Source organism: Cupriavidus sp. NPDC089707, assembly GCF_044748965.1.
Classification (GTDB): Bacteria; Pseudomonadota; Gammaproteobacteria; order Burkholderiales; family Burkholderiaceae; genus Cupriavidus.
The window spans coordinates 100,076-125,824 of sequence record NZ_JBIVHB010000017.1 but is presented as its reverse complement, the minus strand read 5'-3'; the positions used below and the strand labels follow the sequence as shown (position 1 = coordinate 125,824).

Genomic DNA, 25,749 nt, shown 5'->3' with positions numbered 1-25,749 from the left:
GCCACAGAAGGGCCGTGCGGCAACGCATGGCCTTTTTTGCTTTTGGGGCGAGGCGCACGGGATGGTCCGGCAGGGCGGCGCCCGGCGTCCTATATTGGTCAGACGCCCGCGCGGCGCGCTGCCTGTGTGGCCCGGCGCACGAAAGGGCTTGAAACCGGCGGGGGCGTCGCCAACTACGGTCGTGACATATTCACGGAAGCCACCATGGAACAGTATCACGGCACTACCATCGTCAGCGTCCGCCGCGGCAACCAGGTCGCACTTGGCGGTGATGGTCAGGTCACTCTCGGCAATATCGTGATGAAGGGCACCGCGCGCAAGGTGCGCCGCATCTACAACGGCAAAGTGCTGGTCGGGTTTGCCGGCAGCACGGCCGACGCATTCTCGCTGCTCGACCGCTTCGAAGCGAAGCTGGAGAAGTACCAGGGCAACCTGACCCGCGCCGCGGTCGACCTGGCCAAGGACTGGCGTTCCGATCGCGCGCTGCGCCGGCTGGAAGCCATGCTGATCACCGCCGATCGCGACACCACGCTGGTCATCACCGGCAACGGCGACGTGCTCGACCCCGAGGGCGGCATCGCCGCGATCGGCTCGGGCGGCGCCTATGCGCAGTCGGCCGCGAAGGCGCTGATGGAGAACACCGAGCTGCCGCCGAAGGACGTGATCGAGAAAGCGCTGACCATCGCCGGCGAGCTCTGCATCTACACCAATACCAACTTCGTCATCGAGACGCTGGAATAAGCGAAGGCGGCAATGCGCGCGCCCTACTGAACGGATACCATGTCGCACACCATGACCCCGTCGGAAATCGTTTCCGAACTCGACAAGCACATCATCGGCCAGGACAAGGCCAAGAAGGCCGTGGCGGTGGCGCTGCGCAACCGCTGGCGTCGCCAGCAGGTGGCCGAGCCGCTGCGCCAGGAAATCACGCCCAAGAACATCCTGATGATCGGCCCGACCGGCGTCGGCAAGACCGAGATCGCGCGCCGCCTGGCCAAGCTGGCCGACGCCCCGTTCATCAAGATCGAGGCGACCAAGTTCACCGAGGTGGGCTACGTCGGCCGCGACGTCGACACCATCGTGCGCGACCTCGCCGAGATGGCGATCAAGCAGACGCGCGAGTCCGAGATGAAGAAGGTGCGCACCAAGGCCGAGGACGCGGCCGAGGACCGCCTGCTCGACGTGCTGCTGCCGCCGCCGCGCGACATCGGCTTCTCGCAGCCGGAAGAGAAGGATTCCAACACGCGCCAGGTGTTCCGCAAGAAGCTGCGCGAAGGCCAGCTCGACGACAAGGAAATCGAGCTGGAACTCGCCGCCGGCGTGCCGAGCATGGACATCATGGGGCCGCCGGGCATGGAAGACATGACCGAGCAGATCCGCTCGATGTTCGCCGGCCTGGGCCAGGGCAAGAAGGCGCGCCGCAAGATGAAGGTGAAGGAAGCCTTCAAGTTGCTGATCGACGAAGAGGCCGCCAAGCTCGTCAATGACGAGGAGCTCAAGCACAAGGCGATCACCAACGTGGAGCAGAACGGCATCGTGTTCCTGGACGAGATCGACAAGATCGCCAGCCGCAGCGAAATCGGCGGCGGCGAGGTGTCGCGCCAGGGCGTGCAGCGCGACCTGCTGCCGCTGGTGGAAGGCACCACGGTGAGCACCAAGTACGGCATGATCAAGACCGACCACATCCTGTTCATTGCCTCGGGTGCGTTCCACCTGTCCAAGCCGAGCGACCTGATCCCCGAGCTGCAGGGCCGCTTCCCGATCCGGGTCGAGCTGGATTCTCTGTCCGTGCAGGACTTCGAGGCCATCCTGACGCAGACCGATGCCAGCCTGACCAAGCAGTACCAGGCGCTGCTGAGCACCGAAGAGGTCAACCTGGTGTTCGCGCCGGATGGCATCCGCCGTCTTGCCGAGATCGCGTTCTCGGTCAACGAGAAGGTCGAGAACATCGGTGCGCGCCGCCTGTACACGGTGATGGAGAGGCTGCTGGAGGACCTGTCCTTCCACGCCACCAAATCGTCGGGCGAGACCGTGACGATCGACGCAGCTTATGTCGACCAGCGCCTTGGCGACCTGGCCGGCAACGAAGACTTGTCGCGCTACGTGCTGTAAGCGGACACGCAGGCCGGAGCAAACAGGGCGCACTTCGGTGCGCCTTTTTTGTGGTCCGTCGCGCGCGGATTTTGTTGTCAATGCGTATCGGCCTGCCACATCGCCGTAAGCATCGTAAGCATTGGTAAGCATGCTGGCCGCTCGCGTCGGGCAATGAGACCCTTGCGCACCTTGACGGTCGATTGACCGGTGCGGGAGCCACCGCATCCCACTCAACCCACTGGCAGGAGAAACCAATGGCCAACTACAAGACCCGCCGCGTGGTGCTCGCCACCGGAGGCCTGCTGGCCGCACTGGCCGCGGCCACCGCTTTCCTTTGCATCCGTCCCGCTGTGCCTGTCGTGCAGGCCGCCGAGGTTGCGCAGGCCGCGCAGGACACACAGGCCAATGTGCGCGGCGCCGCAAAGGCCGCTGCCGCGACGCTGGCGCTCGATGCCGGCGCGCTGTTCTCGCTGTCCGACCGACATGCGGGCGATGCCATGCGCATCGTCGCGCAGGGCGACACGGCCGAGGCAAGCGAAGGTCTGGACTGGGAACACGTGCAGTTGCGCCTGTAATCACGCGGCAGCCGCAATCAACCTCCGCTTTACCTCTACCGCGACACCGGCCGCTTCCCCAGCTTGCGCTGCAAGGTACGCCGGTGCATGTTCAGCGCCCGCGCCGTGGCGGAAATATTGCCGCCATGCTCGGCCAGCACGCGCTGGATATGTTCCCACTCGAGCCGCGCCACCGACAGCGGCACCGGCTCTTCCAGCGCGGCCTGCGCCGCGTCTTCCGACACCCCCGCCATCAGCGCCGTCAAAATCGAATCGACATTGGCCGGCTTGGCCAGGTACTCGTCCGCACCTTGCTTGACCGCCGCCACCGCGGTGGCAATGCTGGCGTAGCCGGTCAGGATCAGGATGCGCGCATCCGGCAGCGCCTGGCGCAGCGGCGCGACCAGTTGCAGGCCGGATTCGGCCGGCGCGGTGCTGCCGGCTTCGGGTGGCGGCTCCAGGTGCAGGTCGAGCGTGACGTAGGCAAAGTCGGTGCGGTTTGCCAGCGCGAGCGCGGTGCGACCGTCATGGGCCACTTGCACGGCGTAGCCGCGGCGCATGAGCGCGCGTGCCAGCGTGCCGGCAAAGACTTCGTCGTCGTCGATGACGAGGAACGGCGTGCCCGCTGGTGCGGTGGCTTCGGGAACCGGTTGGAGGGTGTCGGTCATGGTCAGGAGTGGCGCGTGGGTTCAGGGTGTGCTGCGCGCAGGCGGCGCCGATAGCGATGACAGCGCGGGCAGCCGCAGCTCGGCCACGGTGCCGCCGCCGGAGCGGTCGCGCCAGCCTAGTTCGCCGCCCATCTGGCGCGCGCCACTCTGCGCCAGGTACAGGCCGATGCCCTGGCCGCCATGCTGGCTGGCCACCGGCATTTCGCCGAGCTGGCCCCGCAGTGCCTCGGGAATGCCGTCGCCATGGTCGGCGACGCGGAACGACAGCCACGGCGCCACTTGCCCCGGCTCCATGGCGATCTCCAATTGCAGCGGCTTGCTGGAGCGGCCCGCGTTCTGCTGGGCGCGTGCGGCGTTGTCGAGCAGGATGGTCAGGATCTGGCCGACCCGCGCGGTCTCCACCGGCTGCGCGCCGGCGCCCGGCGTGGCGCTGGCCTGCAGACTGGCGTTGGGATGGCGCAGCTGCCAGCGCTCGGCAAAGGCCGGCAGCCAGGCGGCGAGGCGCTGCGGCGCCAGCGTGGCCGAGTCCTCGCGCAGCCGTGCCAGCGTGGTGCGGCACAGCGCGAGCTGCTGCTCGACGGTCTGCAGGTCGGGCAGGTAGCTGCGGATCGGCGTGGTGCCCAGCGCCGCGTCGGAGGCATCGGCGCGCAGCTCGCCGGCGATCACCGCCAGCGTCGCCAGCGGCGTGCCGATCTCATGCGCCACCGCGGCGGCCTGGCCGTTGAGGTCTTCCACGCGCGCCTCGCGCAGCAACTGCTCGCGCGCCAGGTTCAGCTGCGCCTCGCGCTGGCGCAGCACGCCCGACAGGCGCGCGACGAACATCGCGATCATCACCGCGCTGGCGACGAAGTTCAGCCACATGCCCGCCAGGTGATAGTTCACTGCGTTGTCCGGGTTGTGCAGGTCCAGCGGCACGTATTCGAACAGCAGCACCGTGTAACAGGCGAGCGCATACACGGCCAGCGCGATCACCTGCCGCCACGGCAGGATGGCCGCGGCGATGGCCAGCCCGGGCAGGTAGAACGACACGAAGGGGTTGGTCGCGCCGCCGGTGTAGAACAGGATCGCCGACAGCGCGGTCAGATCCACCAGCAGCTGGCCCATCAGCTCGGCTTCGCCGGGCGCGCTGTTGCGCCGCGTGTGCTGGCGCAGGCGCAGTGCCGTGATCAGGTTGAACAGGGCCTGGAGCCCGAGCACCACCATCAGTGGCCCGTACGGCAGCCGGATGCCGGCGATCGGGTCGCATGCCAGCAGCGTCAGCGCCTGCCCCGACAGCAGCGCCCAGCGCAGCCAGAACAGGCGGCGCAGCGTCACCTGACCATGGCGCGGCGAACTGGCGGCCGGCAAGGGCGACAGGAAGGGCAGGTCAGGCAAGCGGGGCGAGGGTGGCGAGGGGGGCGCGGCTGCAGCGGTGGTCATGGCGCGAGTGTATCAATGCGGCCGGAAGGTGCCGGCGCGTGCGACACCTTGCCGCATTGGCGGCGCGGCGCCGCGGCTGCCAGACTAGCCGGCTTTGGCCGGCGCCCGCATGCTCTGGCATGCCTGCACGCGGCGCTCGGTGCCATGTTCTAATGTCTGCTTTCAGGAGAGACAAAGATGCAAGCCAAATTCCGCGCGGCCAGGCTGGCCGCATCGATTGCCGCACTGGCCACGGCGCTGGCGTCCGGGGCCGCGCTGGCCCAGGTCGACGTCAGCAACGCCTGGGTGCGCGGCACGGTGCCGACGCAGGCCGCTTCGGGCGCGTTCATGGTGCTGCACGCGCATGAGAACGCGAAGCTGGTAGGCGTTTCGTCGCCGGTGGGCGAGGCCGAGATTCACGAGATGAAGATGGAAAACAACGTGATGCGCATGCGGCAGGTCAAGTCGCTGGACCTGCCCAAGATGCAGAACGTCGAGCTGAAGCCAGGCGGTTACCACGTGATGCTGATGGGCCTGAAGAGCCAGCTCAAGAAGGGCGATACCGTGCCCATCACGCTGAAGATCGAGCAGGGCGGCAAGGTGACCGAGCAGAAGGTCAATGCCGAAGTGCGCGACATGGTGCAGGGCGGCAGCCACGCCGGCCACGGCGATCACAAGCACTGATCAGCAGAGGGAGCCGGGCATAGCCCTGGCCACCAGCCAATGGCCAACAAGCAGCACGGCACGCGCCAGAAACTTGTGTTCCGCGGCTTCATGTCGCCCGGGTCGCCCGGGTCGTCCGCACCGCCGCCGCGGCGCCGTGACGCCCGGCCGCAGCCTCCGGTGCCGGGTGCCGCGAAGCCGGCGCGGCGGCGTCAGCCGCGCAAGCTGATCGGCTCTTCCGATTCCTGACTGGCCGCCGCCGCCAGCACGCGCTCGCGCAGCCAGGCGTGGGCCGGATCGGCTTCGGTGCGCTCATGCCAGATCATGCTGAAGGTGAAGTCTTCCAGCGCAAACGGCGGATCGAATATGGCGTAGCGCGAGTCTTCCTCCAGCGCTGACAGGCTGCGCCGCGCCGTCGTCAGCACCAGGTTGGTCCCGGCGATCAGTGCCGGCGCCACGCTCCAGTGCGGCACCACGCAGGCGATCTTGCGCCGCCCGCCCAGCCTGGCGACCGCGGCGTCGATCGCGTCCATGCGTTCGCTGTGGGTCGCCACCAGCACATGCGAGCGCGCCAGGTAGGCCACCTGGTCGAGCCGGCCGGTGTCCCGCACCGTGGCCGCATCCACCGCGCAGGCATAGCTTTCCCGGAACAACTCGGCCGACTGCACGCCTTCGGGTTGGTAGCTGAACACGCCCAGCGCCATGTCGATCTCGCCATCGGCCACCTGCGCCGTCATGCCCTCGCGGCTGGCTTGCGACACCACCAGGTCGATATTGGGCGCGGCCTTGCGCAAAGCGCGCAGCAGCCGCGGCAGCACTACCAGCGCACCGTAGTCAGACATTGCGAGGCGGAAGGTCCGTCTTGCTGTGGCGGGCTGGAAGCCGCTCGGCCCCAGCAGGATGCGCACCTGCGACAGCGCTTCGGCCAGCGGGCCGGACAGTTCATGGGCGCGTGCGCTCAGCACCAGGCCGCCCTTGCCGCGTACCAGGATGGGATCGTCGAGCAGTTGCCGCAGCCGCCCCAGCGCATGGCTGACCGCCGGCTGGCTCAGGTGCAGGCGCAGCGCGGCGCGTGAGATGTGGCGCTCGGCGAGCAGTGCTTCAAGCACCACCAGCAAGTTGAGGTCGATTCCGCGTAGGCTATTCATTCGACGAATATTAAACGTATGAAAGCAGAATTGGGAATTCGCTTTGCGATATTTCAAACTATCAGGCATCGCAGTTTGCCCTACGGAGCGTGACATGTCAGGCATCCAGATGCCGTTTTCCTTTCCCTTCTCCCTGTTCGTGCCCCTTTTGACCGCCGCGCTGGCGGGCGCCGTGATCCCGTTCCAGGCGGGTGCCAACGCCACGTTGGGGCGTACGCTGGGACATCCGCTGGCGGCGACGCTGGTGTCGCTGCTGGTCAGCCTGGCGGCGCTGCTGCCTCTGCTGTGGCTGCTGCGCGTCCCGCTGCCAGCGGCATCGGTGCTGGCGCGCGCGCCGGCTTGGACCTGGATCGGCGGGGTGCTGGGCGTGTTCTATATCTCGGCCGCCCTGGTGATGGCGCCGAAGCTGGGCGCGGCCGGCTTTATCGCGGCGGTGGTGGCGGGGCAGGTGCTGGCTGCGCTGGTGGTCGACCAGTTCGGCCTGGCCGGGTTTGCGGTGCGGACTATGACGCCAGCGCGGCTGGCGGGCGCCGCGCTGATTGTGGCGGGGATGCTGGTGATGCAGTGGAGCAGCGCCGGCGCGTCGTCCAGCCCTGTGCCCGCGGTTCAGCCCTCGGCAGGCTCGGGCGCCTGAGCGCCGCGCTGGCGCGCCGCCAGGCAGTCGGGGCAGAGGCAGTGTTGGCCGGGCACGATGCGCCGTGCCGGCAGCAGCGGCTGGCTAGCGCACCAGCACTCGCGCAGCCCCGCCACGTAGCCGCAGACGAAGCCGGCCCCGCATTGGCTGCAATGCTCGACGGGGCGAAGCTGGCCGGTCAGGACGGTGGCGGGATCGGTCATGGTGCGACGGGAACTGGTACGGCGGGAACTGGGACGGCGCAGAGCAAGACAAAGGGCCAAGGCCCGCCCGCGCTGTTGCGCGAACGGAACGCCGGCGGGCCGCCGTGGTGCCCCGTGCGGCGCTTGCCGGCGGATGGCTGGGCCTGCCCGGGCCGCGGGACTCGCGCCCCGCGCGGTTTCTTGTAAAATCGGCGCCTGCCATAGCCGGATGGCGCACTTTCGGGCGATCCCTGTTGCGCGCTGTTGCGTTTTCCCGTTCCCGGCTACGCGGCTGTTAGCCATCATACCTGTTGAATCTCACGGATGTCCCCCATGAACGCCGACAACCCCGGGCCTGCCGCGACTGCGGTGGCCGCAATCGCTCCCGCACTGAAAGCCGAGATCCTCGCCGAGGCGCTGCCGTATATCCGCAAGTTCCACGGCAAGACCATCGTGGTGAAGTACGGCGGCAATGCCATGACCGAAGAGAAGCTCAAGCATGGCTTCGCGCGTGACGTGATCCTGCTGAAGCTGGTCGGCATGAACCCGGTGGTGGTGCACGGCGGCGGCCCGCAGATCGATGAAGCGCTGAAGAAGGTCGGCAAGGTCGGCACCTTCGTGCAAGGCATGCGCGTCACCGACGAAGAGACCATGGAGGTGGTCGAGTGGGTGCTCGGCGGCGAAGTCCAGCAGGACATCGTGATGCTGATCAACCAGTACGGCGGCCAGGCCGTGGGCCTGACCGGCAAGGACGGCGGCCTGATCCGCGCCAAGCGCCTGCAGATGCCCGACCGCGAAAACCCGGGTGCCTTCATCGACATCGGCTACGTGGGCGATATCGAGGCGATCAACCCGGCGGTGGTCAAGGCGCTGCAGGACGACGCCTTTATCCCGGTGATCTCGCCGATCGGTTTCTCCGACGATGGCCAGGCCTACAACATCAATGCCGACGTGGTCGCCGGCAAGATGGCCGAAATCCTGAAGGCCGAGAAGCTGGTGATGATGACCAACATCCCCGGCGTGATGGACAAGAAGGGCAACCTGCTGACCGACCTGACCGCGCGCGAGATCGAAGAGCTGTTTGCCGACGGCACGATCTCGGGCGGCATGCTGCCGAAGATCTCGTCGGCGCTGGACGCGGCCAAGAGCGGCGTGCACTCGGTGCACATCGTCGACGGCCGCATCGAGCATTCGCTGCTGCTGGAAATCCTGACCGAGCAGGCGTTCGGCACCATGATCCGCTCGCACTGAGCGGCATCGCCGGGGCGCGGGCTACAACCGGCCGCCCCGGCATTCCCATCATCACCAGAGCTGCCCGGCGTGCCTACCAGTTTTCCTCCTCCGCGCCGTGTCCGCGTTCGCCTGCGCCGCCGTCCCGCCGGGGACAACTCGGGGCGCACGGTCTGGCTGTTCGACCTCGACAACACGCTGCACGACGCCTCGCACGCGATCTTCCCGGCGATCAACCGGCTGATGACCGCCTACGTGGCGCGCGTGCTTGATTGCGACGAGGCCACCGCGAGCCGCGTGCGCGTCGACTACTGGCAGCGCTACGGCGCGACGCTGCTCGGCATGATCCGGCACCATGGCGTCGATCCCGCCGACTTCCTGCGCGCGGCGCATGAATTCCCGGCGCTGGCCGAGATGGTGCGCGTGCAGCGCGGGCTGGCGGCGCACCTGCGGCGCCTGCCGGGGCGCAAGATCCTGGTTACCAACGCGCCGCAGGACTATGCGCGCGCGGTGCTGGACATCGCCGGCATCGGCCACTGCTTCGAGCGCGTGGTGGCGATCGAGCAGATGTGGGTGCATGGCCACCTGCGTCCCAAGCCGGACCGCCGCATGCTGCACCGGCTGCTGGTGCAGGCGCGCGTGGCGCCGCATCGCGCGGTGCTGGTGGAGGATACTGTGTCGCACCTCAAGCGCTATGCCGGCACCGGTATCCGCACCGCCTGGGTGACCGGCTACCTGCGCACTATTGCGTCGGCTGCCGTCGTCGCGCGCCCGCTTGACATGCCGGCGCGCGACGACGGCAGTCGGCGCGATGCAGCGGTACGCTCGACGCTTGAGGCGGAAGAGGATCGCCGCGCCGGCCACGCCGCGCAGGAGCATTCGGTCACGCTGGTTGCCGCGGAATCACAGGTTCCGCAGGCACCGCAGGCGCAGTCCGGTAACGTGCCTCGCGTGCGGGCCCGCGTGCCGAACCGGCCGGCTTATGTGGACGTAAAAGTACAATCGATGCATCAACTCCAACGACGAATGCGGAGAAACGGGTCATGACGCAAACCAACGGGGACCAGCCGGAGGCAGTCATTACAGGCGGGGCCGACGCGATGGACACACCCGCGGACACACCCGCGGCACCTGCCGCGCCGGCGCGCAAGCGCCCGCGCCCGGGCGAGCGCCGCATCCAGATCCTGCAGACGCTGGCGACTATGCTTGAGCATCCGCGCGGGGAAAAGATCACCACTGCCGCGCTGGCCGCGCGCCTGAGCGTGTCCGAGGCGGCGCTGTACCGCCACTTTGCCAGCAAGGCGCAGATGTACGAGGGCCTGATCGGCTTTATCGAGCAGACCGTGTTCGGCCTGATCAACCAGATTGCGGACAAGGAAGAGCACGGCCTGCGCCAGGCGCATGCGATCGTGCGCATGCTGCTGTCGTTCGCCGAGAAGAACCCCGGCATGACGCGCGTGCTGACCGGCGAGGCGCTGGTGGGCGAGCACGAGCGGCTGCAGGAACGCATCAACCAGGTGGTGGACCGCATCGAGGCGTCGCTGCGCCAGTGCCTGAAGGTGGCGGTGACGCAGGCCGAGTTCCCGGCGGATGCCGATATCCCGGCGCGTGCCGCGCTGATCATGGCGACGGTGCAGGGCCAGTGGCACCGCTATGCCAAGAGCGGTTTCCGCAAGTCGCCGTCGGACCAGGCCGAGGCGCATCTGCGCGTGCTGCTGGGCTGAAACCGACACGCCGGGCCGATTGCTCTATAATTGCCCGGTCGCGCCGATTTGATGACTGGCTTGCGGGCGCGCGGCAGCCACGAGGACCACGGGAACCACGGTCCGGGCTGCCACTATAAATGCGGCTAAAGAGGTTGGGTCGGCGCCCCATGTCACTACGACGATGATCGGCGCCGGCACGCGGAATCCCGCGGAATGCCCGACTTGGCTGCGATGCTTTTCCACGCAAATGCCGGTCGGGTTTTTTTATGCCCGTTCGCCGCGGGCCTGGATTCCATGACTGATGTCGCCCTGCCGCCCGACGCGCCCAGCGCGCCCACAGCGCCCTTCCTGCCGCCCGATTCGGTCGGCGTGGTCACGCCGCAGCGCATGCACTTTGCCGAGCCGCTGAAGCTGCGCAACGGCACGTCCCTCGCCGGCTATGATCTGATGGTCGAGACCTACGGCACGCTCAACGCGGCGCGCTCCAACGCGGTGCTGGTCTGCCACGCGCTCAATGCCTCGCACCATGTTGCTGGCGTCTATGCCGACAACCCGCGCGACCTGGGCTGGTGGGACAACATGGTCGGCCCCGGCAAGGCGCTCGACACCAACCGCTTCTTCGTCATTGGCGTGAACAACCTGGGTTCGTGTTTCGGCTCGACCGGGCCGATGAGCGTGAATCCCGCGACCGGCCAGCCTTATGGTGCGGCTTTCCCGGTGGTGACGGTGGAGGACTGGGTCAACGCGCAGGCGCGCGTGGCCGACGTATTCGGCATCACGCAGTTCGCCGCGGTGATGGGGGGCAGCCTGGGCGGCATGCAGGCGCTGGCCTGGAGCCTGATGTACCCGGACCGGCTGCGCCACTGCATCGTGGTTGCGTCCACGCCCAAGCTGTCGGCGCAGAACATCGCCTTCAACGAGGTGGCGCGCAGCGCCATCCTGTCGGACCCGGACTTCCACGGCGGCAACTACTACGCGCATGGTGTGAAGCCCAAGCGCGGGCTGCGCGTGGCGCGCATGATCGGCCATATCACCTACCTGTCGGACGAGGACATGGCGGAGAAGTTTGGCCGCGAACTGAAGGCGGAGGACATCCGCTTTTCGTTCGATGTCGAGTTCCAGGTGGAGAGCTACCTGCGCTACCAGGGCGACAAGTTTGCCGAGTACTTCGACGCCAATACCTACCTGCTGATCACGCGCGCGCTGGACTACTTCGACCCGGCGCTGGCCTACGGCGGCGACCTGACCCGCGCCATCGCGCAGACGCAGGCGAGCTTCCTGGTGGCGAGCTTCAGCACCGACTGGCGCTTCGCGCCCAGCCGCAGCCGCGAGCTGGTCAAGGCGCTGCTGGACAACAAGCGCCCGGTCTCGTACGCCGAGATCGACGCGCCGCACGGCCACGATGCCTTCCTGCTCGACGACCCGCGCTACCACAACCTGATGCGCGCCTACTACGACCGCATCGCAGAGGAGATCGGCGCATGAACGCCTTGGCCAATCCCAACATCCTGGCGCTGCGCCCCGACTTCCGCGCGATCGCGCGCTGGATCGAACCCAACTCCACCGTTCTCGACCTGGGTTGCGGCGACGGCAGCCTGCTGCGCGTATTGCAGGACGAGCTCGACGTACAGGCCTACGGCATCGAGATCCGCGACGAAGGCGTGCTGGCGTGCGCGCAGAAGGGCGTGCATGTCATCCAGCAGAACCTGGAGGGCGGGCTGGCGCTGTTCGAGGACAAGAGCTTCGACACGGTGATCCTGTCGCAGACGCTGCAGACCATCCACAACACCGCGCAGGTGCTGCGCGATACGCTGCGGGTGGGGCGCGAGTGCATCGTGTCGTTCCCGAACTTCGGCTACTGGCCGCACCGGCTGTCGGTGTTCCGCGGGCGCATGCCGGTGTCGGAATCGCTGCCTTACCAGTGGTACAACACGCCCAACGTGCGCGTGCTGACCATCAGCGATTTCGAGGAACTGGCGCCCACGGTCGGCTTGCGCATCATCGATCGCGTGGTGATGCACGAGGGCATTACCGTGAACTGGGGCGTCAACTGGCGCGGCAGCCTGGCGGTGTACCGGGTCTGCGCGGCCTGACCTCGCACGGCGGGCGGCGCCTGGCCGCCTGCCTTATTGCGGCAGCGCGCCGGGCTCATACTGCGCCGCATACTCACCCGATGGCGGGATCGGCTTGATCACGTCGATCAGCACGCCGTTGGGATCGGCAGTGATGAAATGGCGCTGGCCGAAGGCCTCGTCGCGCAGCGGCAGCAGGATAGGCAGCCCCGCCGCCCGCAAGCGGTCATGGAGCGCATCCGGGTCTTCCACTTCAAAGTTCAGCAGCAACCCCTGCGCACGCTGGCCGCGTGCCGGCGCGGGGATGGTCTCGTGGTTGCCGTCCAGTACGGCCAGGTTGACCGAAGGGTCGTCGGCCAGTTGCAGGTGCACGTACCAATCGCTGGTGAACAGCGGCACGAAGCCCAAGTGGCGCTGGTAGAACGCCGCAGTGCCGGCGACATCGCCGGTCATGATGACGGGGTAGTAGCTGGTGACTTTCACGACGCGACTCCGTTATGTCTGGATACATACAGCGTGTATGTAAAGTGATATTAAGATACAGGCTGTATGTATGCAAGGAGAAATTGCGTGGCCCGATCCAACCGCGAACGTACCGAGGCGACCCGGCAGGCGCTGCTTGACGCGGCGCGCAGTCTGTTTGTCGAACGCGGCTACGGCGAGACCTCGACCCCCGACGTCTGCGCCGCGGCCGGCATCACGCGCGGGGCGCTGTACCACCACTTCGCCGACAAGCGCGACCTGTTCCGCCACGTGCTGGCTGACGAAGCCGCGGCGGTTGCTGCCGAAATCGAGGCCGCAGCGCCCGCCGGGCTGGATCCGGCTGAAGCGCTGATGGCCGGCGCGCAGGCCTATCTGGACGCGATGACAGTGCCTGGCCGCACCCGGCTGCTGCTGGTGGAAGGGCCCGCCGCGCTGGGCCTGCGCGAAACGCTGGCGCTGGACGAGGCCAATGCCGCGCGCACGCTGCGCGAGGGGCTCGATGCCGCCGCCGTTGGCGGGCAGGGCGAGGTGGCACTGCGCGCGCTGGCGCCGCTGCTGTCGGCGGCATTTGACCGTGCCGCGCTGGAGATCGAGGCTGGCGCCGATGGCGCGCGGGTTCGCGAAGCCATGCTCTGGCTGCTGCGCCGGTCACTGGGCAAGGACTGATCAGGCCGGCGGCTCATTGGCGGTGGCGGCGAGGTGGTCCACAAAGGCACGCACCTTTGGCGGTACGTGGCGCGTCGGCGTGTACACCGCGAAGGCCGTGCCGATATAGGGCTCCAGGATGTCCCACTCCGGCAGAACGGTGACGACGCGGCCATCGTCCAGCGCGCTGCCGAGCGAGAAATCCGGCACCAGCCCGATGCCGGCATCGCGCTCCACCATCGTCATGATCGCCAGGCTATTGTTCAGCGTCAGCCGCGGCGGGATGCGCACCACCACGGCCTCGCCGCCGGCATGGTGGCGCAGCGTCCAGCGCTCGCCGAAGTTGCCGTAGCCCAGATACAGGCATCGCGCCGCCGGCAATTCGGCCGGCGCAGCGGGCGTGCCGTGCCGCGCCAGGTAGCGCGGCGATGCCACTAGCCGGTAGCGCACCTCGCGCAGCGGCCGCGCCGCCAGGCCGGGCGACAGTTCGCGTGCGATGCGCACGGCGACGTCCAGGCCTTCCTCGACCAGGTCGACCATGCGGTCGGCCAGTGTCAGCTGCAGGTCCAGCCCCGGATATTTCTGCAGAAGCGCCGGCAGGCGCGGCGCCAGCCAGGCCTGCCCGAACGAGACCGGAGCGCTGACGCGCAGCACGCCATGGGGCGTGCCGCCGTGCTCGCCGGCCAGCGCGGTGACCTCGCGCGCGGCGGCGGTCATGCGCGCGCAGGCGGCGTAGACCGACTGGCCCAGCTCGGTCAGCGCGAAGGCCCGCGTGGTCCGCTGCAGCAGGCTGGCGCCGAGCGTCGCTTCCAGCCGCGATACGTGCCGGCTGACTCCCGACGGCGTCATGCCGAGATCTTGCGCGGCGGCGGAGAAGCTGCCGCATTCGACCACGCGGGCGAAGACGGCCATCGCGTTGAGTGGCGTATCCGACATGCCGCGTCTCCAATCTTTGATCGCAGCTCAAATACTAATTGAGTCTTGACGGGATTGTTGAGCGGACAGTGGGGTGGAACAATGCCGCCATTGCATCTCCGGAGTGCCCCATGCCTTCTTCCCCCCAATCCCTGCCCGGCGGCGCCTGGCGCATGGTCGCGGCCATGGTGTTGTCAGGCACCATTGGGTGGTTTGTCGTCACCAGCGGGCAGCCGCCGCTGGACGTGGTGTTCTTCCGCTGCATCTTTGGCGGCGCCGCGCTGCTGGGCACGCTGACGTTGCAGCGCGGCTGGGTGCGCATGAGCCGCGCGCAACTGGGCTGGCTGGCACTGGGCGGTGTCACGCTGGTGCTCAACTGGCTGGCGCTGTTTTCGGCCTATGCCTACAGCGGCATCGCCATTGCCACGGTGGTCTACCATACCCAGCCGTTTTTCCTGCTGCTGCTGACATCTGCCATGCAGCGCGAGCCGTTCCCGTTTGCCCGGCTGCCGTGGCTGGTTTTGGCCTTTGCCGGCGTGATGCTGATCACCGGCCTTGAGCACGGCGCCACCGGCGTCGCGATGCTGGCCGGGATCGGCCTGGCGCTGCTGGCGGCACTGCTGTATGCCGTCACGACCATGGCCACGCGCCGGCTGCAGGCTATTCCGCCCGGGCAGATCGCGGGCCTGCAGATGGTGCTTGGCGTGGTGATGCTGGCACCGCTGGCGCATCCCGCGGCCGGCAGCTTCAACACCGGCACCTGGGCCGCGCTGCTGGCGCTGGGACTGGTCCATACCGGTGTCATGTACACCCTGCTGTATGGCGCCTTCCAGCGGCTGAGCGTGGTGTCGATCGCCACGCTGTCGTTCGTCTATCCGCTGGTGGCGATCGTCATCGACGTGATGGTGTTCGGCGTCGTGCTCGGGCCGCTGCAGGTTGCGGGCATGCTGCTGGTGCTGCTGGGCGTGGTCGCCAATCAACTCGGCTGGAGCCTGCCATGGCGGCGCCGGGCGCAAGGCTGATGCGCCGTCCGGGCCGCTTGCCTGCAGGACTGGTTGACCGAACTCCTGACTACGGTTAGTGTAGGCAGCTATCGAACGACCGTTCTATTTGTTTTCTCGCCATGACTGCTACCGCTGCTGCCCTGTCCACCTCCGCTCCCGTCGCGCTGCATGCGTTCGACGATGCCATCGCCCTGGAGGCCGCCGGCGAAAATCGTTTTCTGGGCCGCACCACGCCGGCCTACTGGAACATGATCGGCCCGTTCGGCGGCATCACCGCCGCCACGCTGCTGCAGGCGGCGCTGCTGCACCCGCAGCGCCTGGGCGACCCGATCGCGCTGTCGGTCAACTTTGCCGGCCCGATCGCCGAAGGCCCGTTCGAGATCGAGGCACTGCCGGTGCGAACCAACCGCTCGACCCAGCACTGGAACCTGACGCTGCGCCAGGGCGATGCCGTGGCCACCACCGCCACCGCCGTGTTCGCGGTGCGCCGCGAGACCTGGGCCTGCGGCGAAGCAGTGATGCCAGAGGTGCCGGGCGCCGACACGCTGCCGGCAATGGGCGGCTTTGCGCCGGTGCGCTGGCTCAAGTCCTACGACATGCGTCCGGTGCGCGGTGCCAAGCCGACTGCCGAGGCCGGCACCGAGCACCCCGACAGCCTGACGCAGTTCTGGCTGCGCGATGCGCCGGCGCGCACGCCGGACTTTGCCGCGGTGGCATCATGGGCGGACAGCTTCTACCCGCGCATCTTCCTCAAGCGCGCGGGCTTCGTGCCAGCCGGCACGGTGTCGATGACCACGTATTTCCACGCCGATGCGCCCGCGCTGGCGGCGCTGGGCGACAGCCACGTGCTGGCCAGCGCGCAGGCGCAGGTGTTCCAGCAGGGGTACTTCGACCAGCGCGCGCAGCTGTGGAGCCCGGATGGCCAGTTGCTGGCCAGCTCGCATCAGATCGTCTACTACAAGGAATAAGCTCGAGCGGGCTCAGGCGATCGCTTCGCGCGCCTGGGCTTCGTAGCGGTGCACGGTGTTGCGCATCGCCCAGAGCAACATCACCCCGGGCAGCGCCACCACCACGGTGCCGAGGTAGAACGGCGCCCAGCCCCAGGCCTCGACCATATAGCCCGAGGTTGGCCCGACATAGACCCGGCCGACCGACGCCAGCGCCGACAGCAGCGCATACTGCGTCGCCGAGAACGAGCGGTTGCACAGCGTCATCAGCAGCGCCACGAAGGCCGCGGTGCCCATGCCGCCGCACAGGTTTTCCACCGCGATGGTCGCGCCCATGGTCCACAGGTGCGGCGGCGTCACGGCGAGGATCCAGTAGCCCAGGTTCGATACCGCCTGCAGCACGCCGAACACCATCAGCGAGCGGTACAGCCCCAGCCGCACCATCAGCGCGCCGCCGAACAGCGCGCCGATGATGGTGGCGGCCAGCCCCAGCGTCTTGTTGACGATGCCAACCTCGCCGGCCGAGAATCCCACGCCGCGGATCAGGAAGGTGGTCGACAGGCTGCCGGCAAAGGCGTCGCCCAGCTTGTACAGCACGATCAGCAGCAGCAGCCACCATGCGCCGGGCCGCGCGAAGAAATCGCGCAGCGGGCCAAGCACCGCCTCTTCCAGCGAGCGCGGCGCGCGCGCGGGCATGTCTGGCTCGGGCGCCCACAGCAGGGTCAGGATGCCCACGCCCATCAGCGCCGCCATCAGCAGGTAGGTCTGCTGCCAGCCAAGCACGCGGTCGGCCAGCCACAGTGCCAGCCCGCCAGAGACCAGCATCGCCAGCCGGTAGCCCAGCACCTTGACTGCCGCGCCGGCGCCGCGCTCGGCCGGGCGCAGCACGTCGGTGCTGTAGGCGTCGAAGACAATGTCCTGCGAGGCCGACAGGAAGGCCACCAGCGTGGCCAGCGCCGCCAGCGTCCACAGCGCCTCGCGCGGCGGGCAGAACGCCATCGCGGCGATGCCCGCCACCAGCCCCAGCTGCGTCACCAGCAGCCAGCCGCGGCGCCGGCCCAGCAGCGGCGGCGTGTAGCGGTCCATCAGCGGCGCCCACAGGAACTTGAAGATATAGGCCTGGCCCACCAGCGAGAAGAAGCCGATGGTCTTGATATCCAGGCCCTCGACCGTCATCCAGGCCTGCAGCGTGCCAGAGGTGAGCGCCAGCGGCAGCCCGGAGGCAAAGCCCAGGGTCAGCATGGCGCCGATGCGGCGGTTGCGGAAGATATCGAGATAGGCCTGGAAAGTCATGGATGCGCGGGGATGGAGCGCCGCGCGGCTGCGCGGGCGCCGTGTATTATTGCATCACCCGTTCGCTGCCCCGCCACTTGCGCCGCGGCAGCGTTGCCGCGGATCGCACCGTCCGCCGCCACGATCCCTCTACTGCGCCCGAGGAACCGCAAATGCTCCGCCCCCAGCAATGTGTCCAGCGTCCGATCCGAGTCCGGCCTGTCCGCGCGCTGGCTCTGGCGGCGGCGTTGCTCGCTGCGCCGGCCATGCCTGCTCACGCTCAGGGGCAGGGCGGCGAGCCGGGCGGCATCAACATCCAGCGCGGCGGCTCGGCGGTGCGCAATATCGTGCCGGCCGAGGCGATCGAACAGCAGGCCGCGCAGGAGTACGAGCAACTAAAGCAGGAAGCCATCGCCAAGCGCGCGCTGGCGGGCGATGACAACCCGCAGCTCAGGCGGCTGCGCGCGATCGGCAAGCGGCTGCTGCCGCAGACCGTGCGCTGGAACGAGCGCGCCCGCAACTGGCCGTGGGAAATCAACCTGATCGGCTCGAAGCAGGTCAATGCGTTCTGCATGCCGGGCGGCAAGATCGCCATCTACACCGGCCTGCTCGACCAGCTCAAGCTGACCGATGACGAGATCGCGATGGTGATGGGGCACGAGATCGCGCACGCGCTGCAGGAGCATGCGCGTGAGCGCGCCGCCAAGTCGGAGATTACCAACCTGGGCGCCAATGTGATTTCGCAGCTGTTCGGCTTCGGCAACCTGGGCAACATGGCGCTCGGCACCGGGGCGCACCTGCTGACGCTGCGCTTCTCGCGGGCCGACGAGACCGAGGCCGACCTGATCGGCATGGACGTCGCCGCGCGCGCCGGCTTTGACCCGCGCGCCGCGGTGTCGCTGTGGCAGAAGATGGGCAAGGTGTCGCAATCGGGCACCGAATTCCTGTCGACGCACCCGTCCGGGCGCAGCCGGATTGCCGACCTGGAAAAGCACATGCCGGAGGTGCTGCCGCTCTACGCACGCGCGATCAATACCCCGGTCGACAGGCTGCCGCCGTACCGCGCCAATATGGCGGGACTGGGCGATGCGCCGGTCGACGCGGGCGACGACGACAGAACCAAGCCGCTGAAGCGCTAGGCGCTGCTTCCGGCGCCGGGCGCCGGTAATCGGGGCGGCCCGCCGGATCGAAGGACAATGCGACAACCGCAGGGGGAACCGCATGAGCCTGAACCGCATGAGCCCGTCGGAGCAACGGGCCGCCTATATGCTGATCTTCGCGGGCTGCGAGGCCGAGCCCGAGCGCTTCACCAGCGACCTGCCGGTCAGCTCCGAAGTCTGGCTGCTGTATGCGTCGGGTGAATCGTTCGAGGTGCCGCGCGGGCTGTTGCTGACCCCGCACCACGCGGCGGGCATTGCTGCCCTGCGCGCGGCGGTTCTGCGGCGCCTGCCGGCGCTGGCCGAGCCGGCATCGGCGGCGACCGGCCAGCGCTTCCTGGCGGCCAATGAATCGCACCTGCTCGCGCAGATCGATTTCTTCGACATGCTCAGGCTGCTGCCGCTGACGGCATGGTGGCATCGGGAGGTACGGCTGCCGATGGCCGGCGTCAGGTGGTCAACCGCCGCGCGCCACGCGCTTGAGCGCAGCCTGACAGGCAACGCCTTCGTGCGCTGGCTGGGCGAGTCGGTGCTGGCCCATGTGTCCAGCGAGATAGCCATCGCGAGGTTCAAGGACATCGGCTACACGGCTTCCCGGACGCGCTTCGGCGGAATCGCGGCACCGGCCAGCCAGGCGCTGGGTCGGCTGGTCAATGTCGCCGCGCAGTATGTTGCCCTGACATTGCTGGGGCTGGACGACGACAGCTTCCCGCCCGGCGGCCTGGCGCGGCGCGTCGAGCAGGCAAGCCGGCAGGTGCTTGAAACGCTGTGGGCCTGCCTGCAGGACGACCATGCGGCGCCGCAGGAGGCCGAGGCACGGGCAGCAGGATTGGCCGATGCCACGGATGCGGCGAAGGTGGCGGCAGTGGCGCCGCTGTGGCGCATCTCCGTCAACCGGCCTGCCGAGCACGCAGTGTTTGCCTCGCGCAAGACCGTGAAGGCGGATGCGGCCATCCGCGTGTTCGATACCGGCGGTCAGGGCGTGCGCTGGGCGGTGATCGATTCCGGTATCGATGCGCGCCATCCGGCGTTCTTCGATCCCGCCAGACTGGAGGGGGCGCTGCCGGTCCGCGATGGCCTGATCGCGCCGCGTCTGTCGCGCGTGGTCAGGACGCTGGATTTCACCCGCCTGTCGGCCATCACCAGCGGCCGCCTGCCCCCGATGCCCAAGGGCAAGCGCGGCCCCAGCGAGGGCGAGCTCAGGGAGCGTATCGCAGCAATCGCCGACGACCTTGCCAACGGCCGCATCATCGACTGGTCCGTGATCGAGCCGCTGCTGGAAATCAGCCAGGAGGACCCGGCGCAATACGTGCCGCCGGGCGGCAGCCACGGCACGCATGTGGCCGGCATCATCGGCGCCGGCTGGCCGTCGTCGGCCTACCTGGCGCGGCCGGAGCCTATGCCGCTGCCCCCCGAGCTTGCCGAAAGCGGCGACGTCAGCGGCATCTGCCCGCGTATCGAGCTGCTGGACCTGCGCATCTTCGATGCGCAGGGCAGGGGCGATGAGTTCGGCATCCTGGGCGCGCTGCAATACGTGCGCTGGCTCAACCAGAGCCGCGACCGGCAATACGTGCATGGCGTCAACCTCAGCGTGGCGCTGCACCATGACGTGCGCAATTACGCCTGCGGCAGCACGCCGGTGTGCGTCGAGTGCGACCGGCTGGTGGCCAACGGCGTGATCGTGGTGGCGGCGGCTGGCAACTATGGCTATGACGAGCAATACGCGGCCGCGCACATGGGGGCGGGCTTTCGCGGCCAGACCATCACCGATCCTGGCAACGCGCGCGCCGTGATCACGGTGGGAGCGACCCATCGTACCGATCCCTACCGGTATGGCATCTCATATTTCTCCAGCCACGGTCCCACTGGGGATGGCCGCATCAAGCCTGACCTCGTGGCACCCGGGGAGAAGATCACCTCCACCGTGCCCGGCGGCACGCTGGCGTCAATGGATGGCACCAGCATGGCCGCGCCGCATGTGTCCGGCGTGGCTGCGCTGCTGCTGTCGCGCAACAACGAGCTGATGGGACAGCCCGAGACCGTCAAGGCCATCCTGTGCGATGCGGCCACGGACCTTGGGCGCGAGCGCGCATTCCAGGGGGCGGGGCTGGTGGACGCGTTGCGGGCGCTGCAGCGCGTGTAAGCCGCGCCGGTTTCCACCAACAAAAAAAGCCGGCACCGCCGGCTTTTTTTGTGTCCAGGAAGCAGCCGTATCAGGCCTGCAGCCCGGTGGCCTCGTCGGCGCCGACATGCACGTTCATGCATTGCACCGCCGCGCCGGCCGCGCCCTTGCCCAGGTTGTCCAGGCGCGCGACCAGGTTCAGGCGCTCGGGCGTGCCGAACACGAACAGGTCGACCCGGTTGGTGTCGTTGTTGGCCTGTACGTCGAAGAAACCGTCGTCGAGGTTGTCGTCGCTGTTGTACGGCATCACGCGCACGAACTGCTCGCCTTCATAGTGCTTGCGGTAGATGTCGACGATCTGCTCGGGGCTGACCTTGCGCGCCAGGCGGTCCACGAACACCGGCACCGTCACCGCCAGGCCCTTCAGGAAGTTGCCGACGATCGGGTTGAAGATCGGGTCCGCCGACAGGCCGCCCTGCACGCGCATCTCGGGCAGGTGCTTGTGCTGCAGGCCCAGCGCGTACTTGCGCGGGCTGTGCAGCTTCGGGTTACCGCCGGCTTCGAAGTCGGCAATCATCTTCTTGCCGCCGCCGCTATAGCCGGTCAGCGAGAACGCCGACACCGGGTAGTCGCGCGGCAGCACGCCGGCATCGACCAGCGGGCGCACCGCCAGCACGAAGGCGCTGGCGTGGCATCCCGGCACGGCGATGCGCTTGCTGGCACGGATCTTCTCGCGCTGCCCGCGCACCAGTTCCGGCAGGCCATAGGCCCAATTGTCAGCGGTGCGGAACGCCGTGCTGGCGTCGATCACGCAGGTATTCGGGTTGGTCACCAGCGACACCGCCTCGCGCGAGGCCACGTCGGGCAGGCACAGGAAGGCGACGTCGGCGGCGTTCAGGAAGCGTGCCCGTTCGGCCGGATCCTTGCGCTTGTCATCGGCAATGCGCAGCAGTTCCACGTCGGAACGACCGGAAAGATAGTCAAGCAGCCGGAGACCGGTCGTGCCTTCCTGACCATCGACGAACACTTTGAAAACCATGGCGGACTCGCTCTGTGAAATGCGGGGGAATGCGAAACATCTCCTGCCGGGCGCAGGGGTACCTGCATTGTAGCGGGGATGGGGGCCGGTCGCAGGGGTTTGTACCGATTGGATTATTGCGATCTGGCACATTTCGCGGCTTGCGGGATTTAACCTAGTAGGTTAATTTACATGGAGAAGGGGACGGCGCATTACAAGCTGGGACGGATAAGGGATCTGCTGCAGGCGGGACGGCTGAGATTGACGCGATCAGCTTTCGCTGGGGCGTCCAGCATGGGATTGAACGAGGCTGCCCTACGCGAATTGTTATTGCGGCTCGACTCTCGCGATGTCTACAAGAGCATGACAACGTACGGGGATCACCGAGTATGGCAGGACGTCTACAAGCCTGTCACGCCACACGGGGCGTTGTATGTGAAGCTGATCGTCGTTGAGGACGTTCTGGTTGTGTCTTTCAAGTTCCGATAGCGATCCGGCTACTGATGCAAGGAGGTTCCAAAATGAAGTGCCCGGAATGTGGCGGCGCTGAACTGGTGGATGAACGCAGGGATGTGCCTTATACATACCGTGGTGAAACCACGGTGATACGCGGTGTGCGGGGCGACTGGTGCCCGAAGTGTGGCGAAGGCGTTATGCCAAGGGGAGACGATTCGTTGGGTGAAGCGATGCTCGCCTTCAATAAGCAGGTCAATGCCAAACTGGTTGACCCGGCTTTTATTGTGCAAGTGCGGAAGAAGCTTCGCCTTGATCAACGCGAAGCCGCCGACCTCTTTGGAGGCGGCGTCAACGCCTTTTCGCGCTACGAGACCGGGCGAATGCTGCCCCCACTGGCGCTAGTCAAACTACTGAAGCTGCTCGACCGCCACCCGGAACTGCTCGAAGAGGTCCGGGCGGCCTGACAGGTCCGCTCAGAGCGGATAGTCGTAATCAATCGACAGCGGCGCGTGGTCGCTGAACTTTTCGTCCTTGTAGATCGAGCACAACTGCGCCGTGCCGGCGATCTTCGGCGTCGCCAGGTGGTAATCGATACGCCACCCCACGTTCTTGGCATACGCCTGTCCCCGGTTGCTCCACCACGTGTACTGGTCCGGGCGCGGATCGAGCTTGCGGAACACATCCACGTAGCCGTGGACGTCGAACAGCTCGCCGATCCAGGCGCGTTCCTCTGGCAGGAAGCCGGAATTTTTCAGGTTGCCCTTCCAGTTCTTGATGTCGATTTCCTTGTGCGCGATGTTGACGTCGCCGCACATCACGATCTCGCGCCCGCTGGCTTTCAGTTGCAGCAAGTGGGGCAAGAAAGCCTCCATGAAGCGGAACTTGGCCAGCTGACGTTCCTCGCCGCTGGAACCGGACGGCACGTACACCGAGATCACTGCCAGGTGTGGATACTGCACTTCGACATAGCGGCCTTCGCCGTCGAACTCGGCGTTGCCAAATCCGGTAACGACCCGCTCAGGCTTGTGTCGCGTGTACAGGCCCACGCCGCTGTAGCCCTTCTTCTCCGCGTAGTGGAAGAAGCCATGGTAGCCATGTGGCGCCAGGAACGCTTCGGTCATGTCGGCGGCCTGTGCCTTCAGTTCCTGCACGCAGACCATGTCTGCGTCCTGCTTGCCCATCCAGTCGAAAAAGCCCTTCTTGGACGCGGAGCGGATGCCGTTGAGGTTGGCGCTGATAATCCGTAACATTCGGGGAAATTTTGAATTCAGAGAGAAATGATGACGCAGCAGAACACGCCGGCCGCAGGGCCCCAGGACACCGACCTGAGCCAGACCTTTATCCGCTTTGCGCTCGATGCCGGCGTCCTGTCGTTCGGCGAATTCGTCACCAAAGCCGGCCGCAAGTCGCCGTATTTCTTCAACGCCGGCCTGTTCAACCAGGGCGCGATGCTCGGCGAGGTGGCGCAATTCTATGCCAAAACCCTGCTGGGCTCGGGCGTGCAGTTCGACGTGCTGTTCGGGCCAGCCTACAAGGGCATCACGCTGGCGTCTGCCACCGCGGTGGCACTGGCCGGCATGGGACGTGACGTCGGCTTCGCCTACAACCGCAAGGAAGCCAAGGACCATGGCGAAGGCGGCACGCTGGTCGGCGCCAGGCTGCAGGGCAAGGTCGTCATCGTCGACGACGTCATTTCCGCCGGCACCTCGGTGCGTGAATCGGTCAACCTGATCCGTGCCGCCGGCGCCGAGCCGGCCGCCGTGCTGATCGCGCTGGACCGCATGGAAAAGAGCGGGACCGCCGACCAGGTGGGCACGCATTCGGCCGTGCAGGACGTGCAGCGCGAATTCGGCATCCCCGTGATTGCGATCGCCAGCCTGAAGGACCTGCTGGCCTACCTCGACGCGTCGCAGGACCAGTCTCTGGCGGCTTCGCGCGAGGCTGTGTCGGCGTATCGGCAGCGCTACGGCGTCTGACGGGGCCTTGCGCCCGCGCGGATGCGCAGGGCGCTGCAACGATCCAGGGCAGGCGGAATATCCAATCGGCAGGGGGCGTGGCGTGGCGGCGAAAGAGCGGCAGGAACGGGCAGGGCGGCAGCCGGCATCGACGGCAGCGGCAAAGGAAACAGATAAGACCAACGGCAACGGCGATTCGCTGGCCGAGCGTGGCGCGCAGGTGCGTCCGCGCAAGCCGGTGCGCCAGGATGCAAAGGCGCCAGACCGCCCAGCGCATGAAGCCTATGCCGTGCGCGCGCTGGTGCTGCAGGGCGGCGGCGCGCTCGGCGCCTACCAGGCCGGCGTGTACCAGGGATTGGCCGAAGGCGGGATCTACCCGAACTGGGTCGCGGGTATTTCCATCGGCGCGCTCAATGCTGCGGTGATTGCCGGCAATCCACCGGAGCGCCGCATCGAACAGCTGCGCGCGTTCTGGGAACACATCTGCGCGCAGCCGTGGCTGCCCAGCCTGTCGCCCACCTGGCTGACCGATGGCGCCGAGAGCTGGCCCGAGCCGCTGCGTGTCTGGTTCGACGGCCTGCATGCCGCGCGCGCCATGGTCGAAGGCCAGCGCGGCTTCTTCCAGCCGCGCAGCTGGCCGGCGCTGATGATGCGCTATGCCGATCCCGGGCGCGCTAGTTTCTACGACACTTCACCGTTGAAGGCGACGCTTGAGCGCTTCGCCGATTTCGACCTGATCAACCATCGCCCCGACCTGATGCGGGTGTCGGTGGGCGCGGTCAATGTGCGCACGGGCAATTTCGCCTATTTCGACAATACACGCGACAAGCTCTGTCCCGAGCATTTCATGGCCTCGGGCGCGCTGCCGCCGGGCTTTCCGGCGGTGGAGATCGACGGCGAGTACTACTGGGATGGCGGCCTGGTGTCCAACACCCCGCTGGCCGAGGTGCTGACCGCGCAGCCGCGGCGCGACGCGCTGATCTTCCAGGTTGACCTGTGGAGCGCGCGCGGCAAGCTGCCGCACGATCTGGTCGACGTCGCCGAGCGCGAGAAGGAGATCCGCTATTCCAGCCGCACCCGCGCCATTACGGACTACATGCGCGAGCAGCAGAACATGCGCCGCATGCTCAACGAGGTGATGGCGCTGGTGCCGCAGTCCAGGCGCAACAGCGAGTGGTACCGCCGCGCCGCCGAACAGGCCTGTGACGCGCGCCGTAACGTGATCCAGCTGATCTACCGCGACAAATCGTTCGAGAACATGGCCAAGGACTACCAGTTCGGCCTGCTGACCATGAACGAGCACTGGACCAGCGGCCTGGACGATATCCGCCAGACGCTGCGCCATCCGCAATGGCTGGCAATGCCCAGCCGCGAGCACCCGTTCGTCACGCACGACGTGCATCGCGGCAACGGTGGCTGAGCCGGG

General features: G+C 67.4%; 28 protein-coding genes. 19 read left to right on the top strand and 9 right to left on the bottom strand.

What is annotated here, in order from left to right:
* Nucleotides 1-204: 204 nt before the first annotated feature.
* The 3 genes from hslV to ACIP1U_RS23825 all read left to right on the top strand — a co-directional run bounded on the left by hslV (nt 205) and on the right by ACIP1U_RS23825 (nt 2,669).
* The gene (gene hslV, locus ACIP1U_RS23835; RefSeq protein WP_400320209.1) at nt 205-741 is read left to right on the top strand and encodes an ATP-dependent protease subunit HslV; all 537 of its coding nucleotides are present in this window, start codon (nt 205-207) and stop codon (nt 739-741) included.
* 39 nt (nt 742-780) lie between these two features.
* On the top strand, nt 781-2,112 hold the full coding sequence (gene hslU, locus ACIP1U_RS23830; protein ID WP_400320206.1) for an ATP-dependent protease ATPase subunit HslU: 1,332 nt from the start codon (nt 781-783) through the stop codon (nt 2,110-2,112).
* Nucleotides 2,113-2,348: 236 nt separating this feature from the next.
* On the top strand, nt 2,349-2,669 hold the full coding sequence (locus ACIP1U_RS23825) for a hypothetical protein (RefSeq protein WP_400320203.1): 321 nt from the start codon (nt 2,349-2,351) through the stop codon (nt 2,667-2,669).
* A gap of 35 nt (nt 2,670-2,704) precedes the next feature.
* On the opposite strand, the gene ACIP1U_RS23820 is transcribed toward ACIP1U_RS23825, so the two are convergent.
* Together ACIP1U_RS23820 and ACIP1U_RS23815 are read right to left on the bottom strand one after the other, a co-directional pair.
* Nucleotides 2,705-3,316 (bottom strand): response regulator transcription factor, encoded by a 612-nt coding sequence (locus tag ACIP1U_RS23820; protein WP_400320200.1) that lies wholly within the window; start codon nt 3,314-3,316, stop codon nt 2,705-2,707.
* A 21-nt stretch (nt 3,317-3,337) separates the two neighbouring features.
* Complete coding sequence (locus ACIP1U_RS23815) at nt 3,338-4,735, bottom strand: ATP-binding protein (protein ID WP_400320197.1); 1,398 nt, start codon at nt 4,733-4,735, stop codon at nt 3,338-3,340.
* Nucleotides 4,736-4,912: 177 nt separating this feature from the next.
* Between ACIP1U_RS23815 and ACIP1U_RS23810 the strand changes: the two genes are divergently transcribed.
* Nucleotides 4,913-5,398 carry a copper chaperone PCu(A)C gene (locus ACIP1U_RS23810; protein ID WP_400320194.1) on the top strand — a complete coding sequence of 162 codons (486 nt, stop codon included), beginning with the start codon at nt 4,913-4,915 and terminating at the stop codon, nt 5,396-5,398.
* Between the two features lie 191 nt (nt 5,399-5,589).
* On the opposite strand, the gene ACIP1U_RS23805 is transcribed toward ACIP1U_RS23810, so the two are convergent.
* Nucleotides 5,590-6,525, bottom strand: coding sequence for a LysR family transcriptional regulator (locus tag ACIP1U_RS23805; protein ID WP_400320192.1), 936 nt, complete (start codon nt 6,523-6,525; stop codon nt 5,590-5,592).
* Nucleotides 6,526-6,619: 94 nt separating this feature from the next.
* On the opposite strand from ACIP1U_RS23805, the gene ACIP1U_RS23800 reads away from it, so the two are divergent.
* Nucleotides 6,620-7,159, top strand: a complete 540-nt coding sequence (locus ACIP1U_RS23800) for a DMT family transporter (RefSeq protein WP_400320189.1) — start codon at nt 6,620-6,622, stop codon at nt 7,157-7,159.
* On the opposite strand, the gene ACIP1U_RS23795 is transcribed toward ACIP1U_RS23800, so the two are convergent.
* Nucleotides 7,132-7,362: a cysteine-rich CWC family protein gene (locus ACIP1U_RS23795; RefSeq protein ID WP_400320186.1), complete on the bottom strand. Its 231-nt coding sequence runs from the start codon at nt 7,360-7,362 to the stop codon at nt 7,132-7,134. The two genes, ACIP1U_RS23800 and ACIP1U_RS23795, sit on opposite strands and share 28 nt — an antisense overlap.
* A 312-nt stretch (nt 7,363-7,674) precedes the next feature.
* On the opposite strand from ACIP1U_RS23795, the gene argB reads away from it, so the two are divergent.
* The 5 genes from argB to metW all read left to right on the top strand — a co-directional run bounded on the left by argB (nt 7,675) and on the right by metW (nt 12,370).
* Nucleotides 7,675-8,592, top strand: a complete 918-nt coding sequence (gene argB, locus ACIP1U_RS23790) for an acetylglutamate kinase (RefSeq protein WP_084254770.1) — start codon at nt 7,675-7,677, stop codon at nt 8,590-8,592.
* A 69-nt stretch (nt 8,593-8,661) separates the two neighbouring features.
* A complete protein-coding gene (locus ACIP1U_RS23785) occupies nt 8,662-9,618 on the top strand; it encodes a pyrimidine 5'-nucleotidase (protein WP_400320182.1) in 957 nt (318 codons plus the stop codon).
* The gene (slmA, locus tag ACIP1U_RS23780) at nt 9,615-10,295 is read left to right on the top strand and encodes a nucleoid occlusion factor SlmA (protein WP_400320180.1); all 681 of its coding nucleotides are present in this window, start codon (nt 9,615-9,617) and stop codon (nt 10,293-10,295) included. The genes ACIP1U_RS23785 and slmA overlap by 4 nt, the downstream gene beginning before the upstream one ends.
* A 276-nt stretch (nt 10,296-10,571) precedes the next feature.
* Nucleotides 10,572-11,762, top strand: coding sequence for a homoserine O-acetyltransferase (locus ACIP1U_RS23775; RefSeq protein WP_400320179.1), 1,191 nt, complete (start codon nt 10,572-10,574; stop codon nt 11,760-11,762).
* Nucleotides 11,759-12,370 carry a methionine biosynthesis protein MetW gene (metW, locus tag ACIP1U_RS23770; RefSeq protein ID WP_400320178.1) on the top strand — a complete coding sequence of 204 codons (612 nt, stop codon included), beginning with the start codon at nt 11,759-11,761 and terminating at the stop codon, nt 12,368-12,370. The genes ACIP1U_RS23775 and metW overlap by 4 nt, the downstream gene beginning before the upstream one ends.
* Nucleotides 12,371-12,403: 33 nt before the next feature.
* Here metW and ACIP1U_RS23765 read toward each other — a convergent pair whose 3' ends face one another.
* Nucleotides 12,404-12,832: a VOC family protein gene (locus ACIP1U_RS23765; RefSeq protein ID WP_400320176.1), complete on the bottom strand. Its 429-nt coding sequence runs from the start codon at nt 12,830-12,832 to the stop codon at nt 12,404-12,406.
* A 66-nt stretch (nt 12,833-12,898) separates the two neighbouring features.
* On the opposite strand from ACIP1U_RS23765, the gene ACIP1U_RS23760 reads away from it, so the two are divergent.
* Nucleotides 12,899-13,498: a TetR/AcrR family transcriptional regulator gene (locus tag ACIP1U_RS23760; RefSeq protein ID WP_400320173.1), complete on the top strand. Its 600-nt coding sequence runs from the start codon at nt 12,899-12,901 to the stop codon at nt 13,496-13,498.
* Here the strand turns inward: ACIP1U_RS23760 and ACIP1U_RS23755 are convergent, their stop codons facing one another.
* Nucleotides 13,499-14,413, bottom strand: a complete 915-nt coding sequence (locus ACIP1U_RS23755; protein WP_400320170.1) for a LysR substrate-binding domain-containing protein — start codon at nt 14,411-14,413, stop codon at nt 13,499-13,501.
* A gap of 110 nt (nt 14,414-14,523) precedes the next feature.
* Here ACIP1U_RS23755 and ACIP1U_RS23750 point away from each other — a divergent pair, with 110 nt between their 5' ends.
* The gene (locus ACIP1U_RS23750; protein ID WP_400320167.1) at nt 14,524-15,414 is read left to right on the top strand and encodes a DMT family transporter; all 891 of its coding nucleotides are present in this window, start codon (nt 14,524-14,526) and stop codon (nt 15,412-15,414) included.
* A gap of 101 nt (nt 15,415-15,515) precedes the next feature.
* A complete protein-coding gene (locus ACIP1U_RS23745; protein ID WP_400320164.1) occupies nt 15,516-16,364 on the top strand; it encodes an acyl-CoA thioesterase in 849 nt (282 codons plus the stop codon).
* Nucleotides 16,365-16,376: 12 nt separating this feature from the next.
* On the opposite strand, the gene ACIP1U_RS23740 is transcribed toward ACIP1U_RS23745, so the two are convergent.
* Nucleotides 16,377-17,636 carry a muropeptide transporter gene (locus ACIP1U_RS23740; protein ID WP_400320161.1) on the bottom strand — a complete coding sequence of 420 codons (1,260 nt, stop codon included), beginning with the start codon at nt 17,634-17,636 and terminating at the stop codon, nt 16,377-16,379.
* 152 nt (nt 17,637-17,788) lie between these two features.
* On the opposite strand from ACIP1U_RS23740, the gene ACIP1U_RS23735 reads away from it, so the two are divergent.
* A complete protein-coding gene (locus ACIP1U_RS23735; RefSeq protein WP_400320158.1) occupies nt 17,789-18,754 on the top strand; it encodes a M48 family metallopeptidase in 966 nt (321 codons plus the stop codon).
* A gap of 82 nt (nt 18,755-18,836) precedes the next feature.
* On the top strand, nt 18,837-20,915 hold the full coding sequence (locus ACIP1U_RS23730; protein ID WP_400320155.1) for a S8 family peptidase: 2,079 nt from the start codon (nt 18,837-18,839) through the stop codon (nt 20,913-20,915).
* Nucleotides 20,916-20,985: 70 nt separating this feature from the next.
* Here the strand turns inward: ACIP1U_RS23730 and argC are convergent, their stop codons facing one another.
* Nucleotides 20,986-21,933 (bottom strand): N-acetyl-gamma-glutamyl-phosphate reductase, encoded by a 948-nt coding sequence (gene argC / locus ACIP1U_RS23725; protein ID WP_400320152.1) that lies wholly within the window; start codon nt 21,931-21,933, stop codon nt 20,986-20,988.
* A gap of 171 nt (nt 21,934-22,104) precedes the next feature.
* On the opposite strand from argC, the gene ACIP1U_RS23720 reads away from it, so the two are divergent.
* Together ACIP1U_RS23720 and ACIP1U_RS23715 are read left to right on the top strand one after the other, a co-directional pair.
* Nucleotides 22,105-22,401 (top strand): type II toxin-antitoxin system MqsR family toxin, encoded by a 297-nt coding sequence (locus ACIP1U_RS23720; RefSeq protein ID WP_400320149.1) that lies wholly within the window; start codon nt 22,105-22,107, stop codon nt 22,399-22,401.
* A 32-nt stretch (nt 22,402-22,433) separates the two neighbouring features.
* Nucleotides 22,434-22,832, top strand: a complete 399-nt coding sequence (locus ACIP1U_RS23715) for a type II TA system antitoxin MqsA family protein (protein ID WP_400320146.1) — start codon at nt 22,434-22,436, stop codon at nt 22,830-22,832.
* 9 nt (nt 22,833-22,841) lie between these two features.
* Here ACIP1U_RS23715 and ACIP1U_RS23710 read toward each other — a convergent pair whose 3' ends face one another.
* Nucleotides 22,842-23,618, bottom strand: coding sequence for an exodeoxyribonuclease III (locus ACIP1U_RS23710; protein ID WP_400320143.1), 777 nt, complete (start codon nt 23,616-23,618; stop codon nt 22,842-22,844).
* A 30-nt stretch (nt 23,619-23,648) separates the two neighbouring features.
* Here ACIP1U_RS23710 and pyrE point away from each other — a divergent pair, with 30 nt between their 5' ends.
* Both pyrE and ACIP1U_RS23700 read left to right on the top strand, forming a co-directional pair.
* Entirely contained in the window at nt 23,649-24,344 is a 696-nt protein-coding gene (pyrE, locus tag ACIP1U_RS23705; protein WP_400320249.1) for an orotate phosphoribosyltransferase, read from the top strand.
* An 82-nt stretch (nt 24,345-24,426) separates the two neighbouring features.
* The gene (locus ACIP1U_RS23700; protein WP_400320140.1) at nt 24,427-25,743 is read left to right on the top strand and encodes a patatin-like phospholipase family protein; all 1,317 of its coding nucleotides are present in this window, start codon (nt 24,427-24,429) and stop codon (nt 25,741-25,743) included.
* Nucleotides 25,744-25,749 lie beyond the last annotated feature (6 nt).